This window comes from Streptomyces sp. PH9007 (assembly GCF_059813725.1).
In genome coordinates this window covers 4,355,459-4,372,147 of the sequence record NZ_CM187440.1, presented here as the reverse complement: position 1 = coordinate 4,372,147, position 16,689 = coordinate 4,355,459, and the positions used below count along the sequence as shown (strand labels likewise).

Sequence of the window (16,689 nt, the reverse complement as noted above, 5' to 3'; positions counted from 1 at the left end):
GGTGCACCACCGGGCGCGGGGTCGCCGGATGATGTCTCGGGCCACGTCCGTTGCGGAACTCCGTTACCACCGGCTTCCGGCCGCACGCCCTCGGGCGCACCGCGCCCGCCCGCAGCACCGCGGGCTTCGGACGCGGGGGTGGCAGCCGCCGCCACACCAGCCGACACGTCGGATCGCTCCGCCTGCGGCGAACCGTCTCCGGCGGCGACACCGGGCGTACCGCCCGTCGCCGTGTGGCCGGGTGCCTCGGTCCATTCGGCATGAGGCGCGCCACCGCTCACGGGGCCGGCCCCGGCCACCGGCTGCCCGCCGTGCGCCGGTCCGGCCGTCCCTTCGGGGGCACCGTGTTCGCCCCCGCCGCCCTGTGTTTCAGGCGCTGGGGCGCCACCCGCCACCGCAGGCCCTGAGGCGTCGGGCCACTGCGCGGGAGGCGCGCCGCCCTCCACGGGGGCGGTCCCGGCCGCCGGCTGTACGTCGTGCCCCGGTGCTGCCGCACCGTGAGACCCGGCGGGCACGTCGGCACCGTTGTGCGCGCCGGCCCCACGGGCACCGTCCGTCGCCGGGTTACCCGGTGCGTCGGGCCACGCGGCCTGCGGGGCCGCCCCGTTCGGGGCGCCGTCAACGGCCACGGCGGCACCGACGGGCTGAGCCGGGGCGTCGCCGTGGGCGACGCCCGCTCCCGTGGTGCCAGGAGTGTGCGGCCAGGTGCCCTGCGGGGGGTGACCGTTCGTGGCGTCGCCACCGGCGGCCGACTGCGTAGCGGCGACCGGAACGGCGGGAGCCGCAGCGGACCGCGCGGCGGAACCGTCCGCGCTCGCCGGGTCGGACGGAACAGACACGCCTGAGCCGCCGGTGCCCGGCCAACCCGCCTGGGGCGCACCGTTGTGCGGACCACCTCTCACGCCGGACGGAACCGGTACCCCGGCACCGTCGGACCAGTCCGCCGCCGGCGGACCACCGTGCAGGACCTCGCTCGTACCGGCGGGACCCGCAGCCGCGCTCACGCTGCCGTGCGTCTCCGGCCAACCCGCCTGGGGGATTCCGCCGTGCCCGGCTTCGGGCGCGACCGCGTCGGGGGCCGCGGAGCCACCGGCGTTCGCCCCACCGGACGGCGTGGGGACGGCACCGTTGCTCTCCGGCCAACCCCCCGGAGAGACACCACCGTGCCCGGCTTCCGCCGGGATCGCGTCCGGGGCCGTGGGGCCCGGCGCCGTAGAACCGGCGGGGCTCGGCGCACCGGGCGGCGTGGGGACGCCACCGTGCGTCTCCGGCCATCCCGCCGGGGGCGTACCGCCGGCGTCCGGCGCCGTCGAACCGTGCTGAGCGGGGAGTTCGCCTCCGCCGCTGGCCGGCCAGCCGGCCTGCGGCGCGCCGCCTGCGGGCTGGGCGCCGCTCACCGGGGCACCTTCCGTGCCCGGCGCGGCGGACGGGCCGCCGGGGGCACGATCGGACCAGGGCTGCCGCTGTGCGTCGCCGTGGCCACCCTGGGCAGCGTTGACACCGTTGGCAGCGCTGGAAGGCGCGTCGAACCAGCTGGGGCGCCTGGTCTCGCCCGTCTGGGCGTTCGGCGCCCCGGACGGGGCGGGCGCTCCGTTGCCGTGTGCCTCGGACCAGGGGGCAGCCGCGCCGTCGCCGCCGTCCACAGGCTGTGCGGGACCGGCCGGGCCGGGCCCCGCGTGAGGCTCTCCCGCGCCACCGTCCGGTGCGGCTGCGGTGGCCTGGTGCGGCCATGACGTCTGGCCGGTGGCCTCGTTCGGGGCCGCGTCCCCGGCGTTTCCTGCCGGGGCCGCCCCGTTGGCGCCGCTGTGGGGCCATGAGGACTGGGGCGACGGGCCGTTCGTGGCGGCCGGTGCCTGCGTTCCCGGGTCGGTCCAGCCCGTTCCCTGCGGTGGCGTCGCGCCGCCGGCCTGCTCGGGCCAGCCCTGCGCGGGCCTGTCCATGGCGGTGTCGGTCGGCACCGCTCCGGTGGCGGCGAGGGTGGCCGCCGCGCCCGGCCAGCTGCCGGTGCGTCCGTTCTCCGTCGTGTCCGGCCAATCGCCGTGCGGCGCGGCACCGTTGGCCGTGCCCGGCGCCCCGGTCCCCGGCCCGGCGCCGGTGGGTGCGGCGGCGTCCTGCCAGCCCTCCCGCAGCGCCGCGCCGCCGCCGGCGTGCGCGTCGCCCTCGGGCCGGCCGCCCCCGGCGTCCGTCCCCACTCCGGCCGCAGCGGGCCAGCGCGCGGCTGCCGCGCCAGGCCAGGAGGCGGTGCCGCCTCCTGACTGCTGCGCGCCCGGCCAGCTCGCCTGCTGGGGGGCGGTCCAGGGGCCGGACTCCGGCAGTTCGCCCTGCCCGCCCTGCTGCCCCGGCGGCGCCTGCTGCGCCTGCTGCGCCTGCTGTGCGAAGGGCAGGGACCACGCCCCGGTCGCACCGGGGTCGGTGACCGGGGACCCGCCCCCGCTCACCGCGAGCGGGTCCGTACCCGGCACCGGCTGGGGCGGCAACTGCACGAACGCGGTCGCGTCCGCGTCGTAGTCGCCGCCGTACTCCCCCGCGGCCCAGCCACTCTGTGGCCGTGGCCGCCGCTGATCGTCGTTCATCGCAGCGCCCTTCCGAGTCCACGGCGGGCCAGTGTCGCCACGGTTCGCCTCACATGCAGCACAGCAGCCGGCAGTTGCGCCTCCCCCGGCTGCGGATCGGGAACGCAGGCCAGGCCCACGTAGTCACCGAACGCGGTCAGCGCCTCGGGCGCCAGCGCCCGCCCGTGTTCGCCGTCCCAGTCGACCAGCGACGCCACCCACCGCTCCGCGTCCAGCGGGCGCAGCGGCATCGGCGCGACGCCGCCCACCGCGCACCGCACCTCGCGCCGTATCGGGTCGAGCACCACCGCCACCGATGCCAGCGCCCGCCCGGGGCCGCTGCGCGCGGTCGCCTTCAGGAAGGTCTGGGGGGCGTGCAGCAGCGGAACCCTGACGTGGGCGAGCAGTTCGGCGGGGCGCAGGTGGTCCATGCCGGCCAGCAGGTTGCTGACGGGGATCTGCCGGCCCTGCCCCTCGGGGCCGGCGACCAGCAGCGTCGCCTCCAGTGCGGCGAGCACCGGCAGGGTGTCGCCGGAGGCCGCCGCCGAGATGATGTTGCCGCCCAGCGTCCCGGCGTTGCGCACCTGCGGCGGCCCCGCCGAGCGGGAGGCCGCGGCCAGGGCCGGGATGAGGGCGGCGAAGTCGGGGCGGCTCATGCGGGCGTGCGTGAGGCACGCGCCGAGCAGCGCGTGCCCGTCCTGGTACTCCCAGCCGCGCAGTTCACCGAGCCGGCCGAGGCTGACGAGGGCGGCGGGCCGCAGCAGCCCGGCGTTGACCCCGGCCATCAGGTCGGTGCCGCCCGCCACGGGTACGGCGGCCGGGGTGTCCACCAGGGCTGCCACGGCGTCGTCCAGGGTGGCGGGCAGCGCGACGAGTTGAGCGCCCTGGTTCCGCGGCGCTTCCGCCCGAGAGGCCTGAGGTGCGTGCGTGCTCAATCCAGCTGCCCCTTTCCGGCTGTCCCGGCTGCCCAGCCGTACGGTATGCGAAGCAACTCTGGCACATTTTTCCGCTCCACCGGTGCCGGGGTCACCCTCATTCCGGAAGCGCGTCACGCCCGTTGCGAACTCAGCTCGGCTCGCCGTCGACGGGACGCCCGAGTTGTCCGGAGTGCCCGGCGGGCATCGGCCGCCGCTGCCAGGGGAGCGGGCCGCCCGGCGGCCGGTACGCGACACCCAGCGCGTCGAGCCGCGCGTAGTGCGCGCGCGTCATCCGCTGTGCGAAGTCGGGCCACGAGCGCCGCCCGGGCGCGCTCCACGCCACCTCCGCGAGCGCGCACAGCCGCGGGTAGGTCTGGTAGTCGGCGCGGGCCTCGCCGTCGATGAGTTCGGTCCACAGGTTGGCCTGGGTGCCGATGACGTGCCGTTCCGCTTCCTGTCCTGCCAGCGCGGGCGGCACCGGCTCGAACTCGTATACGTCGCGCAGCGTACGGACCCAGCCGACCGGCATCGGCTCGTCCTCCCCCGGTGCCTGCCGGTGGTCGAGGTAGACGAACTGTTCGGGGCACATCACCACGTCGTGTCCCGCCTCCGCCGCCGCGACGCCTCCCTCGTAGCCGCGCCAGGAGGAGACCGCGGCGCCCGGCGCCAGTCCGCCCTCCAGGATCTCGTCCCAGCCGATCAGCCGCCGTCCGCGTTCCGTCAGCCAGCGGTCGAAGTGCCGGATGAACCACGACTGGAGTCCGTCCTCGTCGCCCAGCCCCTCCCGCGCGATCCGTTCCTGGGCCACGGGTGAGGTGCGCCACTGGTCCTTGGGGCATTCGTCGCCGCCGATGTGGATGAAGCGCGAGGGGAAGATCTCCAGGATCTCGGCCAGGACGTTCTCGTAGAAGCGCAGCACCTCGTCCGTGGGGGCGAGCACGTGCGGGCTGATGCCCCAGTCGGTCCACACCCCGGGGGAACCGTGCCCCTCGTTGCCGAGCCAGGGGTACGCGGCGATGGCCGCCTGGGAGTGCCCCGGCAGTTCGATCTCGGGGACGACGGTGATGTGCCGCTCGGCGGCGTAGGCGACGATCTCCCGCAGGTCCTCGCGGGTGTAGAAGCCGCCGTGCGGCCGTTCGTCCCACAGCGGGGAGTGGCGGTGCCCGTAGCGGGACCGGGGCCGCCAGGCGCCCGTTCCGGTCAGTTCCGGGTAGCGGTCGATCTGGACCCGCCAGCCCTGGTCGTCGGTGAGATGCAGATGGAGCACGTTGAGCTTGTGGGCGGCCATCAGGTCCAGCTGGCGCAGCACGCCGGCCTTGGGCAGGAAGTGGCGGGAGACGTCCAGCATGAAGCCGCGCCAGGCGAAGCGCGGGGCGTCCTCGACGGTGACGGCCGGCAGCCGCCACTCACGTCCGGTGAGCGGGGCGTGACGGTGGGCGTCGGGTCCGGCGAGCTGGCGCAGCGTCTGGGCGCCCCAGAAGACCCCGGCCGGGCCGCCGCCCGTGATGAGCACCCCATCGGCGTCCGCGGTCAGCCGGTACGCCTCGGGGCCGCCGGCCAGCTGCGGGTCCACGGTCAGCCGCACCCGTGCCCCGTGGTCGGCGCCGGACGGCTCCAGGTCCAGGAAGGCCCGCAGCAGGCGGGCCGTCCCTTCGGTACCGGGGGCGGCGTCGAGCACGGCCCCCGGCCCCAGTGCGGGCCCGGCACCCGGGCCCGGCGTGTACGTCAGCGGTGCCGGTACGAGATCGGCGCCCGTGCCCCCGGGCGCCCCTGCGGTCTCGGCATTCTCAACGGTCATGGAGGGATGGTTCCCGCCACGGCGGCGGCTTACTTCTTGCCGCCGCCCTTGCCGCCCTTGCCGTCCTTACCGCCCTTGCCACCGCCGCCGAAGGCGCCCATGGACTCGTAGATCTCCTTGCACATGGGGCAGACGGGGTACTTCTTCGGGTCCCGGCCCGGTACCCACACCTTGCCGCAGAGCGCCACGACGGGCGTGCCGTCCAGCGCGCTCGCCATGATCTTGTCCTTCTGGACATAGTGGGCGAAGCGCTCATGGTCGCCATCGCCGTGCGATGTCTGCGGGACGGGCTCGACGAGGGTGCCGGTGCCCGCACCGCGCTCGGGCTGCTGCTCGGGCTCAAGGGTGCTCATGACCACCAAGCCTAATTGAGCGAGGGGTCATCCGGGTAAGTGGCGAGCAGCGCCAGTTTGCCGCGCTGGCGGCGGAGCACCGCCCGCCACAGGCCCTCGGGGTGCGGGGCGGACACGTCCCCCGGTTCGGACTCCACCACGTACCAGGCGCCCTCCTCCAGCTCGGCCTCCAGTTGCTCGGGCCCCCATCCGGCGTAGCCGGCGAAAACCCGCAGGGAGCCGACCTCGGCGGCCAGCACCTGGGGCGGCGCCTCCAGGTCCACCAGGCCGATCGAGCCGTGCACCCGCCGCCAGCCCAGCGGCCCCGTGCCGGGCACGACGGCGAGGGCGAGGGCGGCGTCCAGGGCGACGGGGCCGCCCTGGAAGACGACGCCGGGATCGCCCGCCAGCTCGGCCCAGCCCTCCAGCACCTCGGAGACGCCGACCGGGGTGGGGCGGTTGAGGACGACCCCGAGGGCACCGTCGGAGTCGTGGTCGAGCATCAGCACCACGGCGCGCTCGAAGTTGGGGTCGGACAGCGCGGGGGTGGCCACCAGCAGCCGCCCGGTGAGCGAGGACACCTCGGTCATGAGGACATGATTCCCCATCGGGAGGGCGGTGGGGAGTGCCGGGTGCGGACCGTGTGGAGCATTACCATTTCGATTACCTCCGCTCGATTCCCCCGGCCCTCTTGGAGATCGCGAGTTCCATGACTGACGACGTCCTGATTGTTCATGGCGGCACCCCGATCGAGGGCGAGATCAAGGTGCGGGGCGCCAAGAACCTCGTGCCGAAAGCCATGGTGGCGGCGCTGCTCGGCAGCAGTCCGTCCCGGCTGCGCAATGTCCCCGATATCCGTGATGTCCGTGTTGTACGCGGGCTGTTGCAGCTGCACGGTGTGACCGTGCGCACCGGCGAGGAGCCGGGCGAGCTGTACATGGACCCCTCGCGGGTCGAACGCGCCAACGTGGCCGACATCGACGCGCACGCCGGCTCGTCCCGCATCCCGATCCTGCTCTGCGGCCCGCTGCTGCACCGGCTCGGGCACGCGTTCATCCCCGGCCTCGGCGGCTGCGACATCGGCGGCCGTCCGGTCGACTTCCACTTCGACGTGCTGCGCCAGTTCGGCGCCACCATCGACAAGCGCGCCGACGGCCAGTACCTGGAGGCGCCGCGCGGGCTGCGCGGCTGCAAGATCCGGCTGCCGTACCCCTCCGTGGGCTCCACCGAACAGGTGCTGCTGACCGCCGTGCTGGCCGAGGGTGTGACGGAACTCTCCAACGCCGCGGTCGAACCGGAGATCGAGGACCTCATCTGCGTGCTCCAGAAGATGGGCGCGATGATCTCCATGGACACCGACCGCACCATCCGCATCACCGGTGTGGACCGCCTGGAGGGGTACACCCACCGGGCCCTCCCGGACCGCCTGGAGACCGCCTCGTGGGCGAGCGCCGCGCTGGCCACCAAGGGCAGCGTGTACGTACGCGGGGCGGCCCAGCGGGAGATGATGACGTTCCTGAACGTCTACCGGAAGGTGGGCGGTGCCTTCGAGATCGACGACGAGGGCATCCGCTTCTGGCACCCGGGCGGCCCGCTCAACGCGATCGCGCTGGAGACGGATGTCCACCCCGGTTTCCAGACCGACTGGCAGCAGCCGCTGGTGGTCGCCCTGACCCAGGCGTCGGGGCTGTCGATCGTGCACGAGACGGTGTACGAGTCGCGGCTCGGATTCACCAGCGCGCTCAACCAGATGGGCGCGCACATCCAGCTGTACCGCGAGTGCCTGGGCGGCTCGGCCTGCCGGTTCGGGCAGCGCAACTTCCTGCACTCGGCGGTGGTGTCGGGGCCTACCACGCTCCAGGGCGCGGATCTGGTGATCCCCGATCTGCGCGGCGGTTTCTCCTATCTGATCGCGGCGTTGGCGGCGCAGGGCACCTCGCGGGTGCACGGCATCGACCTGATCAACCGCGGCTACGAGAACTTCATCAGGAAGCTGGAGGATCTGGGCGCGAAGGTCGAGCGCCCGGCGTAACCCGCACCCCGCGTAACCCGGCGCCCCGCGGCGTCCGTCCCGCGTCTCGCACCCGGCCGCACGGCCAGCCGTCATCCGGGGGTGGGGCGCGGGACATCTGCCGTACACGGACGGCGAAGAGGGTGGCCCCCTGGCTGGGGGCCACCCTCATACGTTCACCACCACGGCCGGCGGCCCCTCGCGGTGCCTACTGCCGGTGGTACTGCCCAGAGCCTGCGCTCAGGGTCACTTGCCCTTGGCGGCTTCCTTGAGCTTGGAGCCCGCGGACACCTTGACGCTGTACCCGGCGGGGATCTGGATCGGCTCGCCGGTCTGCGGGTTGCGGGCGGTGCGCGCCGCGCGGTGGGTCCGCTCGAAGGTCAGGAAGCCGGGGATGGTGACCTTCTCGTCGCCCTTGGACACGATCTCCCCGGTGATCTCCGCGAAGGCCGCCAGTACAGCGTCGGCGTCCTTCCGGGTCACCTCGGCACGCTCGGACAGAGCGGCCACCAGCTCACTGCGGTTCATATTTCGTACTCCCGTGTTCTTCCTTGCCGATGAGGCGTGAGATCGAAGCCGATGCTGCCAGGACCCTCGGACAGTTCCCGGACCCGGGTCAGCTTTGGTGACCCTCGCGCCCGGATACGCATCCTGCCTCCACCAGTGGTGTGAAGGCCAATCCGGCGCCCGCGGTGTCACACGAAGAGTCCTGGCGTCCGTCCCGGGGCTCAGCCTCCGGGTCACCCTACGGGGGGCGCCGGTGGCCCCGGCAACCGACTCGCCGGGGGCGGGCCGGTGCCGGGGCCGTACGGAGCCGTGTGCGGGCCGCTGCGGGGCCGCGCGGTGTGGCCTACGCCTCGGCGGCGTGAGTGGCCTGGGCGGCCTCGCGGACGGCGCCGGAGACCGCGCCGGAGACCTTCTCGTTGAACACCGACGGCACGATGTAGTTGGCGTTCAGCTCGTCCTCGCCGACGACATCGGCCAGCGCGCGGGCGGCGGCCAGCATCATCGCGGTGTTGACGGTGCGCGACTGGGCGTCGAGCAGACCGCGGAAGACCCCGGGGAAGACCAGCACGTTGTTGATCTGGTTGGGGAAGTCCGAGCGGCCGGTGGCCACCACGGCGGCGGTCTGCCGCGCGATCGCCGGGTCGATCTCCGGGTCGGGGTTGGCGAGCGCGAACACGATGGAGTCGTCCGCCATGGCCGCGACGTCGTCGGCGTCCAGCACGTTGGGGGCGGAGACCCCGACGAAGACGTCGGCGCCGACGATGGCGTCCTTGAGGGTGCCGGTGACGCCGTCGGGGTTGGTGTTGTCGGCGATCCAGCGCAGCGGGGTGCCGGGTTCGGCGTCCACCAGGTCGGCGCGGCCCGCGTGCACGACGCCGTGGATGTCGGTGACGACGGCGTGCTTGACGCCGGCCGCCAGCAGCAGCTTGAGGATCGCGGTGCCGGCGGCGCCGGCGCCGGACATCACCACGCGCACGTCGGCGAGTTCCTTGTCGACGACGCGCAGCGCGTTGTGCAGCGCGGCGAGTACGACGATGGCGGTGCCGTGCTGGTCGTCGTGGAAGACCGGGATGTCCAGGGCCTCACGCAGCCGCGCCTCGATCTCGAAGCAGCGCGGGGCGGAGATGTCTTCGAGGTTGATGCCCGCGAATCCGGGGGCGATCGCCTTGACGACCTCGACGATGGCGTCGGTGTCCTGGGTGTCCAGGCAGATCGGCCAGGCGTCGATGCCGGCGAACCGCTTGAAGAGGGCCGCCTTGCCCTCCATGACGGGCAGCGCGGCCTGCGGGCCGATGTTGCCCAGGCCCAGGACGGCGGAGCCGTCGGTGACCACGGCGACGCTGTTGCGCTTGATGGTCAGGCGCCGGGCGTCCTCGGGGTGGGCGGCGATCTGGGTGCACACCCGGGCCACGCCGGGGGTGTAGATCATCGAGAGGTCGTCGCGATTGCGAATCGGGTGTTTCGACGTCATCTCGATCTTGCCGCCGAGGTGCATCAGAAACGTACGGTCGGAGACCTTGCCGAGCGCGACGCCCTCGATCCCCCGGAGCTTTTGCACGATCTCGTCCGCGTGCGCCGTGGAGGAGGCGGCGATCGTGACGTCGATACGCAGCTTCTCGTGGCCGGACGCGGTGACGTCGAGACCGGTGACGGAACCCCCGGAGGACTCCACGACCGTGGTGAGCTGACTGACCGCCGTGCCGCTGGCCGGAACTTCCAGCCGAACGGTCATCGAGTACGAGACGCTGGGCGCCGTTGCCATGAGCCGACTTCCTTCACTTTCACCTTCACGCGTGCCCCCGAATGGTCGCACCTACCGTGGAGTAGCCGGTAACCCAGGGGCATCGACCTATATGACCGTAACAACGCAAGGGGTGCGTACGGCACCGGGGTGAAGGAGAGAGTGTGAGAAAAGTCTTGACACCGACCCGCCAGCTCGCCTCGCGGCAAGTGGTCGCTCGTAGCGACAATGGTTGGGCCCGGGGGCATGGATCGGGCCGGTGCCACCTAAAGCGTAACAAACCACAGCAGAACACAACTAGAGCGTTCCGCCGCCGAATCGCTCGTTCCTCGTTCTACCTCATACGCGCGGCGCATATGCCTGTCAGGTCTCCCTGAGCAGATCGGGCACCCCGCGCCCGTCGGGGTCATCGGCCGCGCCCGCCAGGACGGTCAGCCGCTGCGTCGCCCGGGTGAGCGCCACGTACAGCACCCGCAGCCCCGCCGGGGACTCGTCCGCGATCTCCGCCGGGCTCACCACCAGCGTGGCGTCGTACTCCAGGCCCTTGGCCTCCAGGGAGCCGAGCACCAGCAGCCGCTCCCCCGCGCCCGCCAGCCAGCCGCGCACCTGCGCGCGGCGGCCCATCGCCACCACCACGCCGACGGTGCCCTCCACCTCGGCCAGCAGCCGCTCGGCCGCCGCCCGCACGGCTGCCTCGCCCGGGCTGCGCTCCGGCGCGCCGTCCGGGCCCACCGCCACCTCGTACACCGGGCGCACCCCGGTGGCGCGCACCGCGCGCGGCGGCACCGTGCCCGGCATGGCCAGCGCCAGCACCCGGTCGGCGACCTGGGCGATCTCGGCCGGGTTGCGGTAGTTCACGGTCAGCTCGAAGCGGCGGCGCGGGCGGGTGCCCAGCGCGCCGTCCTTCTCGGCCGCCGCCTCCTCGGGCGCCGACCACGAGCTCTGCGCCGGGTCGCCGACGATCGTCCACGTCGCCTGGCGGCCCCTGCGGCCCACCATCCGCCACTGCATCGGGGTGAGGTCCTGCGCCTCGTCCACGATGATGTGCGCGTAGTCGGCGCGCTCCCCCTCCTGCTCGCGGCGCTCGCGCCGCTCCCGGCGTGAGGGGCCGAGCCGGTCGGCGTACGTGCTCAGCTCCTCCAGGCCGGTGAGCAGGTCCAGCGGGTCGGCCTCGCGCCGCTCCCGTTCCCTGGGCCGCGAGGGGGTGCCCAGCAGCTGCCGCAGCTCGTCCAGCAGCGCGATGTCGTGGACGGAGAGCCCGCCGCCGTCCGGGGTGACGCGGCGCAGCGAGCGGGCCAGCTGGCGCACCTCACGCGGGCGCAGCAGGCGGCGTGCCCAGCGGCCGAGCCGGGATTCGTCCGCCATGGCGCGCAGCACCCGGAGCGGGGTGACCTCGGGCCACCAGGCGTCGAGGAAGTCGGTGAAGGCGTCCTCGGTGGAGATGTCCTCGTTGAAGCCGTCGCGGGCCTCCTGGGCGAGTTCGGCGTCGCCGTAGCGGCGGGCGGCGCCGCCCGACTTGTGCCACAGGGCGTCCAGCAGGAGGCGGCGGGCGCGGGGCCGGAGCAGGTTGACGGGGGCGGTGCCGCCGAGGGTCTGCTGCCGTACGCGGTCGAGGTCGGCGGCGTCGAGTTCGACGCGGGCGTTGAAGGCGACGACGCGGAGCCGCTCGGGCGCCTGGGGCGCGTCCACGGCGCCGCGCGCCGCGCGGGACAGCACACGCGCCATGGCGGCGGAGCCCTTGATCCGGGCGACGGGCGGCTCGTCGTACGCCTGCGCCTCCACGCCCTCCACCAGCGAGCCCAGCGCCCGGATGACGACCTGGCCCTCCTCGCCGAGCGCCGGCAGCACGCCCTCGGTGTACGAGACCAGCAGCGGGGTCGGCGAGACGATCAGGATGCCGCCCGCGTAGCGGCGCCGGTCCTGGTACAGCAGGTAGGCGGCGCGGTGCAGGGCGACGGCGGTCTTGCCGGTGCCCGGGCCGCCGGTCACCTCGGTGACGGAGACGGCGGGGGCGCGGATCACCTCGTCCTGCTCGGCCTGGATGGAGGCCACGATGTCGGTCATCCGGTGGCCCCTGGTGCGCCCCAGGGCCGCCATCAGCGCACCGTCGCCGACCACCGGCAGCTCCTCGCCGGCCAGGGTGGCGCGCAGCTCGGGGCGGAGCAGGTCGTCCTCGACGCCCAGGACGCGGCGGCCCTTGCTGCGGATGACGCGGCGCCGCACGACACGGCCGGGGGCGACCGGGGTGGCGCGGTAGAACGGGGCGGCGGCGGGGGCGCGCCAGTCGATGACCAGCGGGACGTACTCGGCGTCGAGCACGCCCAGCCGTCCGATGTGCAGGGTCTCGGCGATCTCGGCGGCCGGCTCACCGTCGGGGCCCGGGCGGACGGCGTCCTCGGCGGGGTCCACCGAGGTCAGCGCCCCGTCCGGGCCGCGCCGGCCGTCCTGTCCCGCGAGCAGGTCGATGCGGCCGAAGAGGAAGTCCTCGAACTCGTTGTTCAGCCGGGACAGGTGCACCCCGGCCTGGAAGACCTGAGCGTCCCGCTCGGCCAGCGCGCCCGGGGTGCCGACCTGCACGCGCTTGGCGGCATCCGCCATCAGGAACTCGGCCTCGTGGATTTTCTCCTCGAGCCGCCCGTACACGGTGTCGAGGTGCCGTTGCTCGCCAAGGACCTCCCGTTCCCGTACGTCCACGACCTCGGCCCCCTTCTGACCTGCGCACTGGCATATGCACTGCACTGAAGAACGGCGCACTACGGTACGCGAAGCCCGCGGCGGGCCTGTCTCAGGCCGCCCCCAGAAGCACCGGATTGCTCAGCGCCGCCATCCCGCCGTCCGCGTCGCGGACCTCGACCCGCACGAAGCCCGACTCCCGTGGCCCGGTGCGCCATTCGACGGTGCCCCTCCCCGAGGCGGGCAGCGTGGCACGGTGCGCGGCGCCCAGCTCGGTGTGGAAGGTGACCGTCGCGTGCGGCACGCCGTGGATCGCCGCCCTGACCAGGCACGGCTCGTCGACGGCCGCCGTCAGCCGGTCGCCGGGGCCGGCGCGGCGTGCCGCGGCCCCGGCCCCCGCCGCGGCCGAGAAGTCCAGCGTGACCGCCGTGGAGGCGGCGATCCAGCTGTGCCCGGCGCGCAGCCCGGCCAGCAGCGCGGCCTGGCTGGGCCCCCCGGCGCGTACGACGGTGTGCGGGATGCCGAGCTGCCCCTCCAGGTGGGTGTCGCTGCCGCCCAGCGCGGGCCGCCACCGGCCGCTGTGCACGCCGGCCGCCAGCCCCCGGCCCCATTCGGCCAGCGCCGCCTCGTTGTCGGCCTGCCACGGCACCCGCGAGGTCCACGGCCCGTTCCACACCTCGACCGCGTCGAAGCCCTCGTAGGGGTACATGAACGTGCCGGAGGGGTACGGCGCGTGGGGGTGGGCGGCCACGCACAGACCGCCGGCGGCGTGCACCTCGTCCAGGTGCCGGTGCAGGCGCGCGTCGCGCACGCCGTAGCGCCAGTCGATGAGCCGGCCGGGCGGCAGGCCGAGCGCCAGCCAGTGGCCGGTGGCGGTGGTGACCTCCTCGCCCGGGATCACCAGCGGGTCGCCGGTCGTACGCGGCCAGGCGCCGTGCGCGTCGGCGGTGTTGTGGTCGGTGCTCGCCAGGAAGTCGAGTCCGGCGGCGCGGGCGACGGCCAGCAGCCGCCGGGGGGTCAGCGTGCCGTCCGAATGCACCGAGTGGACATGGCAGTCGCCCCGGTACCAGCGGTGCCCCATGGTCCCTCCCGCGTCCCTCGTGCCGCCGACGCGCACCGTGCCACGCTGCGCCGCCCTGCCATGGTGATGGCCTCGGCCGGCGCCCGGGCAAACATGGCGGGATGCGGGGCGGACGGTTCGGTGTGCCGGGCCGCGCCGGGGCCGGGTGGATCGCGCCCTCGGCCGCCTTCTGACCTGGGCACCGGCAGATGCGTCGCATCGGAGAACGGCGCGCACGGTGAGCGAAGCCGGTGCCGGAGACCGCGGCCCGCCCGGGCCGGGCGGCACGGAGGACGCGGCGACCGGCCGCGGCCGTTGTCCGGGGCGCCCGTTACGGCGCGTACTTGTCGCCGTCCCCCGCCGTAGGGTCCAGCGCCAGCCGGTAGCCACGCTTGACCACCGTCTGAATGATCGTCGGGGCGCCGAGCGCGGTGCGCAGCCGGGCCATCGCCGTCTCCACCGCGTGCTCGTCGCGGCCCGCGCCCGGCAGCGCCCGCAGCAGTTCACCGCGCGGCACCACCCAGCCGGGGCGCTTGGCCAGGGCCCGCAGCAGCGCCATCCCGGCGGGCGGCACCGGCCGCAGTTCGCCGTCGATCACCGCCGCGTGGCCGCGTACCTCCATCCGCCGCCCGGCCACCGGCAGCGCCCGCGCGCGGGCGGGGAGTTCGGTGCACAGCAGCTGCACCAGGGGCCCCAACCGGAAGCGTTCGGGGTGCCGTACCGGTACGTCCCGTGCTGTCAGCGGCAGTGCGGTGACCGGGCCCACGCAGGCCGCCAGCACGCCCCGGCGCAGGGACTCCAGCAGGGGGTCCAGCAGCCCGCGTTCCTCCGCCCGGCGCAGCAGGGAGGCCGCCGCCGGGGCGCTGGTGAAGGTCAGGGCGTCCAGGCCGCCCGCCAGGGTCACGTCGATGAGCCGGTCCACGGGGCCGATGTCCTGCGGCGGCATCCAGCGGTAGACGGGGACCTCCACCACCTGGGCGCCGGCCTCGCGCAGCGCCTCGATGAAGCCGGGCAGCGGCTCGCCGTGCAGCTGGAGCGCGATGCGGCGGCCCTCGACGCCGCCGTCCAGCAGCCGCGCGAGGACCTCGGCCATCGACTCGGAAGCCGGCGACCACTCCTCGGTGAGCCCGGCCGCCCGGATGGCGCCGCGCACCTTGGGGCCGCGTGCCAGCACCTCGGAGCGTCCCAGGGTGGCGAGGAGTTCCTGCCCGACGCCCCAGCCCTCGGCGGCCTCCACCCACCCCCGGAAGCCGATCGCGGTGGTGGCGATCACCACGTCCGGCGGGTGGGTGGTCAGCTCCCGGGTGGCGTGCAGCAGTTCGTCGTCGTCGGAGAGCGGGACGATCCGCAGCGCCGGGGCGTGCACCACCTCGGCGCCGCGCCGCCGCAGCAGGGCGATCAGTTCCTCCGCCCGTCGTGCGGCGGTCACCCCGACCGTGAATCCGGCCAGGGGGTCGATCGGCTGGGGGTCTCGCTGCATCTGGTGGTTCCCAAGGGGCAAGAGGGTGTCGAGCCTGGCGGACCAGCCTGTCAACGGCCGGTGACAGGGCCGCTCCCGTCATGTTTCCCGGGTGTAACGCCGCGGGCCGCCGTCACACGCCCGCGTACGCGGGTTGTGCGCGCTGTCCGGCGGCGTCGGCCGTCCCGCCGTCCTGCGGGCGGCCGGTGCCCGTGCCGCGCAGGTATACGGCCCAGGTGACCACGCAGCATGCCACGTAGAAGGCGAGGAAGGACACGAAGGCGGCGGTGCCGGTGCCGGTGGACAGGAAGGACTGGCGGAAAGCGAGGTTGATGCCGAGGCCGCCGAGCGCGCCCACCGCCCCGATCAGCCCGATGGCCGCGCCGGACAGCCGCCGCCCGTAGGCCGCCGCGGCCTCGCCGCTGAGGCCGAGCGCGTGCGCCTTGGCGTGGTAGATGCCGGGGATCATCTTGTACGTCGAGCCGTTGCCGAGGCCGGTGAGCACGAACAGGGCGATGAAGCCGATCAGGAAGACGGGCAGCGACTCCTGTTGCGAGGCCAGGATCACCACGCCGGTGGCCGCCGCCATGCCGCAGAAGGTGTACAGGGTGATGCGCGCCCCGCCGAACCGGTCCGCGAGCGCGCCGCCGACGGGCCGGATGAGCGAGCCGAGCAGCGGGCCGAGGAAGGTGATGGAGGCGGCCTGGAGCGGGGTGCGGTCGAACTGGTTCTGGAGCACGAGGCCGAAGGCGAAGCTGTAGCCGATGAACGAGCCGAAGGTGCCGATGTACAGGAACGACATGATCCAGGTGTGGCCGTCGCGCACCGATTCGCGCGCGGCGCCGGTGTCGTTGCTGACGCTCTCCAGGTTGTCCATGTGGCGCCAGGCGAGGACGGCGGCGAGCACGATGAGCGGGGCGTAGACGGCGAGCAGGACGCGCGGGCTGCCGTCCCCGGCGGTGGCGATGACCAGCAGGCCTGCGAGCTGGATGACGGGCACGCCGATGTTGCCGCCGCCGGCGTTGAGGCCGAGCGCCCAGCCCTTCTTCCTCAGCGGGAAGAAGGAGTTGATGTTGGTCATGGAGGAGGCGAAGTTGCCGCCGCCGACGCCGGTGAGGACGGCGACCAGCAGGAAGGTGGTGTACGAGGTGCCCGGTTCCATCACGATCCAGGCGGCGGCCGTGGGCAGCAGCAGCATCGCGGCGGAGACCACGGTCCAGTTGCGGCCCCCGAACCGGGCGACGGCGAAGGTGTAGGGGACGCGGACGATCGCGCCGACGAGGGTGGCGACCGAGACGAGGAAGAACTTGCCGGCCGCGTCGATGCCGTACTCCGGGCCCATGAAGAGCACCAGGACCGACCACAGGGTCCAGATGGAGAAGCCGATGTGCTCGGAGAGGATGGAGAAGGCGAGGTTCCGGCGGGCGATGCGTTCGCCCTTCTCGGCCCAGAACCGCTCGTCCTCGGGGTCCCACTCCTGGATCCAGCGCCCGCCGGGGCGTCGGGTGCGGGCTCCGGTGGCCGGGGCCGGCCCGGTTCCCGCCTGTGGTGCTGGTCCTGTCATGGCGCCTCCCTCGGGGGTGTGTCTGCACGGGCACGCTAGACAGGCCGGATGTCAGCGGCGATTGCCTCAGATGTC

The 16,689-nt window shown here is 74.1% G+C and carries 11 protein-coding genes; 1 reads left to right on the top strand and 10 read right to left on the bottom strand.

Features of this window, described 5'->3' with window-relative positions:
- Nucleotides 1-2,569: 2,569 nt before the first annotated feature.
- The 4 genes from ACTFAP_RS20235 to ACTFAP_RS20220 all read right to left on the bottom strand — a co-directional run bounded on the left by ACTFAP_RS20235 (nt 2,570) and on the right by ACTFAP_RS20220 (nt 6,189).
- On the bottom strand, nt 2,570-3,487 hold the full coding sequence (locus ACTFAP_RS20235) for an FAD binding domain-containing protein (RefSeq protein ID WP_390117117.1): 918 nt from the start codon (nt 3,485-3,487) through the stop codon (nt 2,570-2,572).
- Nucleotides 3,488-3,617: 130 nt separating this feature from the next.
- Entirely contained in the window at nt 3,618-5,267 is a 1,650-nt protein-coding gene (locus ACTFAP_RS20230) for a beta-N-acetylhexosaminidase (RefSeq protein WP_500467046.1), read from the bottom strand.
- Nucleotides 5,268-5,296: 29 nt separating this feature from the next.
- The gene (locus ACTFAP_RS20225) at nt 5,297-5,620 is read right to left on the bottom strand and encodes a DUF3039 domain-containing protein (protein WP_262833150.1); all 324 of its coding nucleotides are present in this window, start codon (nt 5,618-5,620) and stop codon (nt 5,297-5,299) included.
- Nucleotides 5,621-5,631: 11 nt separating this feature from the next.
- A complete protein-coding gene (locus ACTFAP_RS20220; protein WP_500467045.1) occupies nt 5,632-6,189 on the bottom strand; it encodes a YqgE/AlgH family protein in 558 nt (185 codons plus the stop codon).
- Nucleotides 6,190-6,308: 119 nt separating this feature from the next.
- Here ACTFAP_RS20220 and murA point away from each other — a divergent pair, with 119 nt between their 5' ends.
- Nucleotides 6,309-7,631: a UDP-N-acetylglucosamine 1-carboxyvinyltransferase gene (gene murA, locus ACTFAP_RS20215; RefSeq protein ID WP_390117123.1), complete on the top strand. Its 1,323-nt coding sequence runs from the start codon at nt 6,309-6,311 to the stop codon at nt 7,629-7,631.
- A 225-nt stretch (nt 7,632-7,856) separates the two neighbouring features.
- Here murA and ACTFAP_RS20210 read toward each other — a convergent pair whose 3' ends face one another.
- From ACTFAP_RS20210 to ACTFAP_RS20185, 6 genes are all read right to left on the bottom strand, one after another.
- Nucleotides 7,857-8,138 (bottom strand): HU family DNA-binding protein, encoded by a 282-nt coding sequence (locus ACTFAP_RS20210; RefSeq protein ID WP_019433197.1) that lies wholly within the window; start codon nt 8,136-8,138, stop codon nt 7,857-7,859.
- A gap of 322 nt (nt 8,139-8,460) precedes the next feature.
- Nucleotides 8,461-9,879 carry an NAD-dependent malic enzyme gene (locus ACTFAP_RS20205; protein ID WP_386532692.1) on the bottom strand — a complete coding sequence of 473 codons (1,419 nt, stop codon included), beginning with the start codon at nt 9,877-9,879 and terminating at the stop codon, nt 8,461-8,463.
- 342 nt (nt 9,880-10,221) lie between these two features.
- Complete coding sequence (locus ACTFAP_RS20200) at nt 10,222-12,552, bottom strand: HelD family protein (protein ID WP_500467044.1); 2,331 nt, start codon at nt 12,550-12,552, stop codon at nt 10,222-10,224.
- 91 nt (nt 12,553-12,643) lie between these two features.
- Entirely contained in the window at nt 12,644-13,612 is a 969-nt protein-coding gene (locus tag ACTFAP_RS20195) for a CehA/McbA family metallohydrolase (RefSeq protein WP_500467043.1), read from the bottom strand.
- Nucleotides 13,613-13,922: 310 nt separating this feature from the next.
- Entirely contained in the window at nt 13,923-15,071 is a 1,149-nt protein-coding gene (locus ACTFAP_RS20190; RefSeq protein ID WP_495681803.1) for a uroporphyrinogen-III synthase, read from the bottom strand.
- Nucleotides 15,072-15,183: 112 nt separating this feature from the next.
- Nucleotides 15,184-16,614: an MFS transporter gene (locus ACTFAP_RS20185; protein ID WP_495681802.1), complete on the bottom strand. Its 1,431-nt coding sequence runs from the start codon at nt 16,612-16,614 to the stop codon at nt 15,184-15,186.
- Between the last annotated feature and the right edge of the window lie 75 nt (nt 16,615-16,689).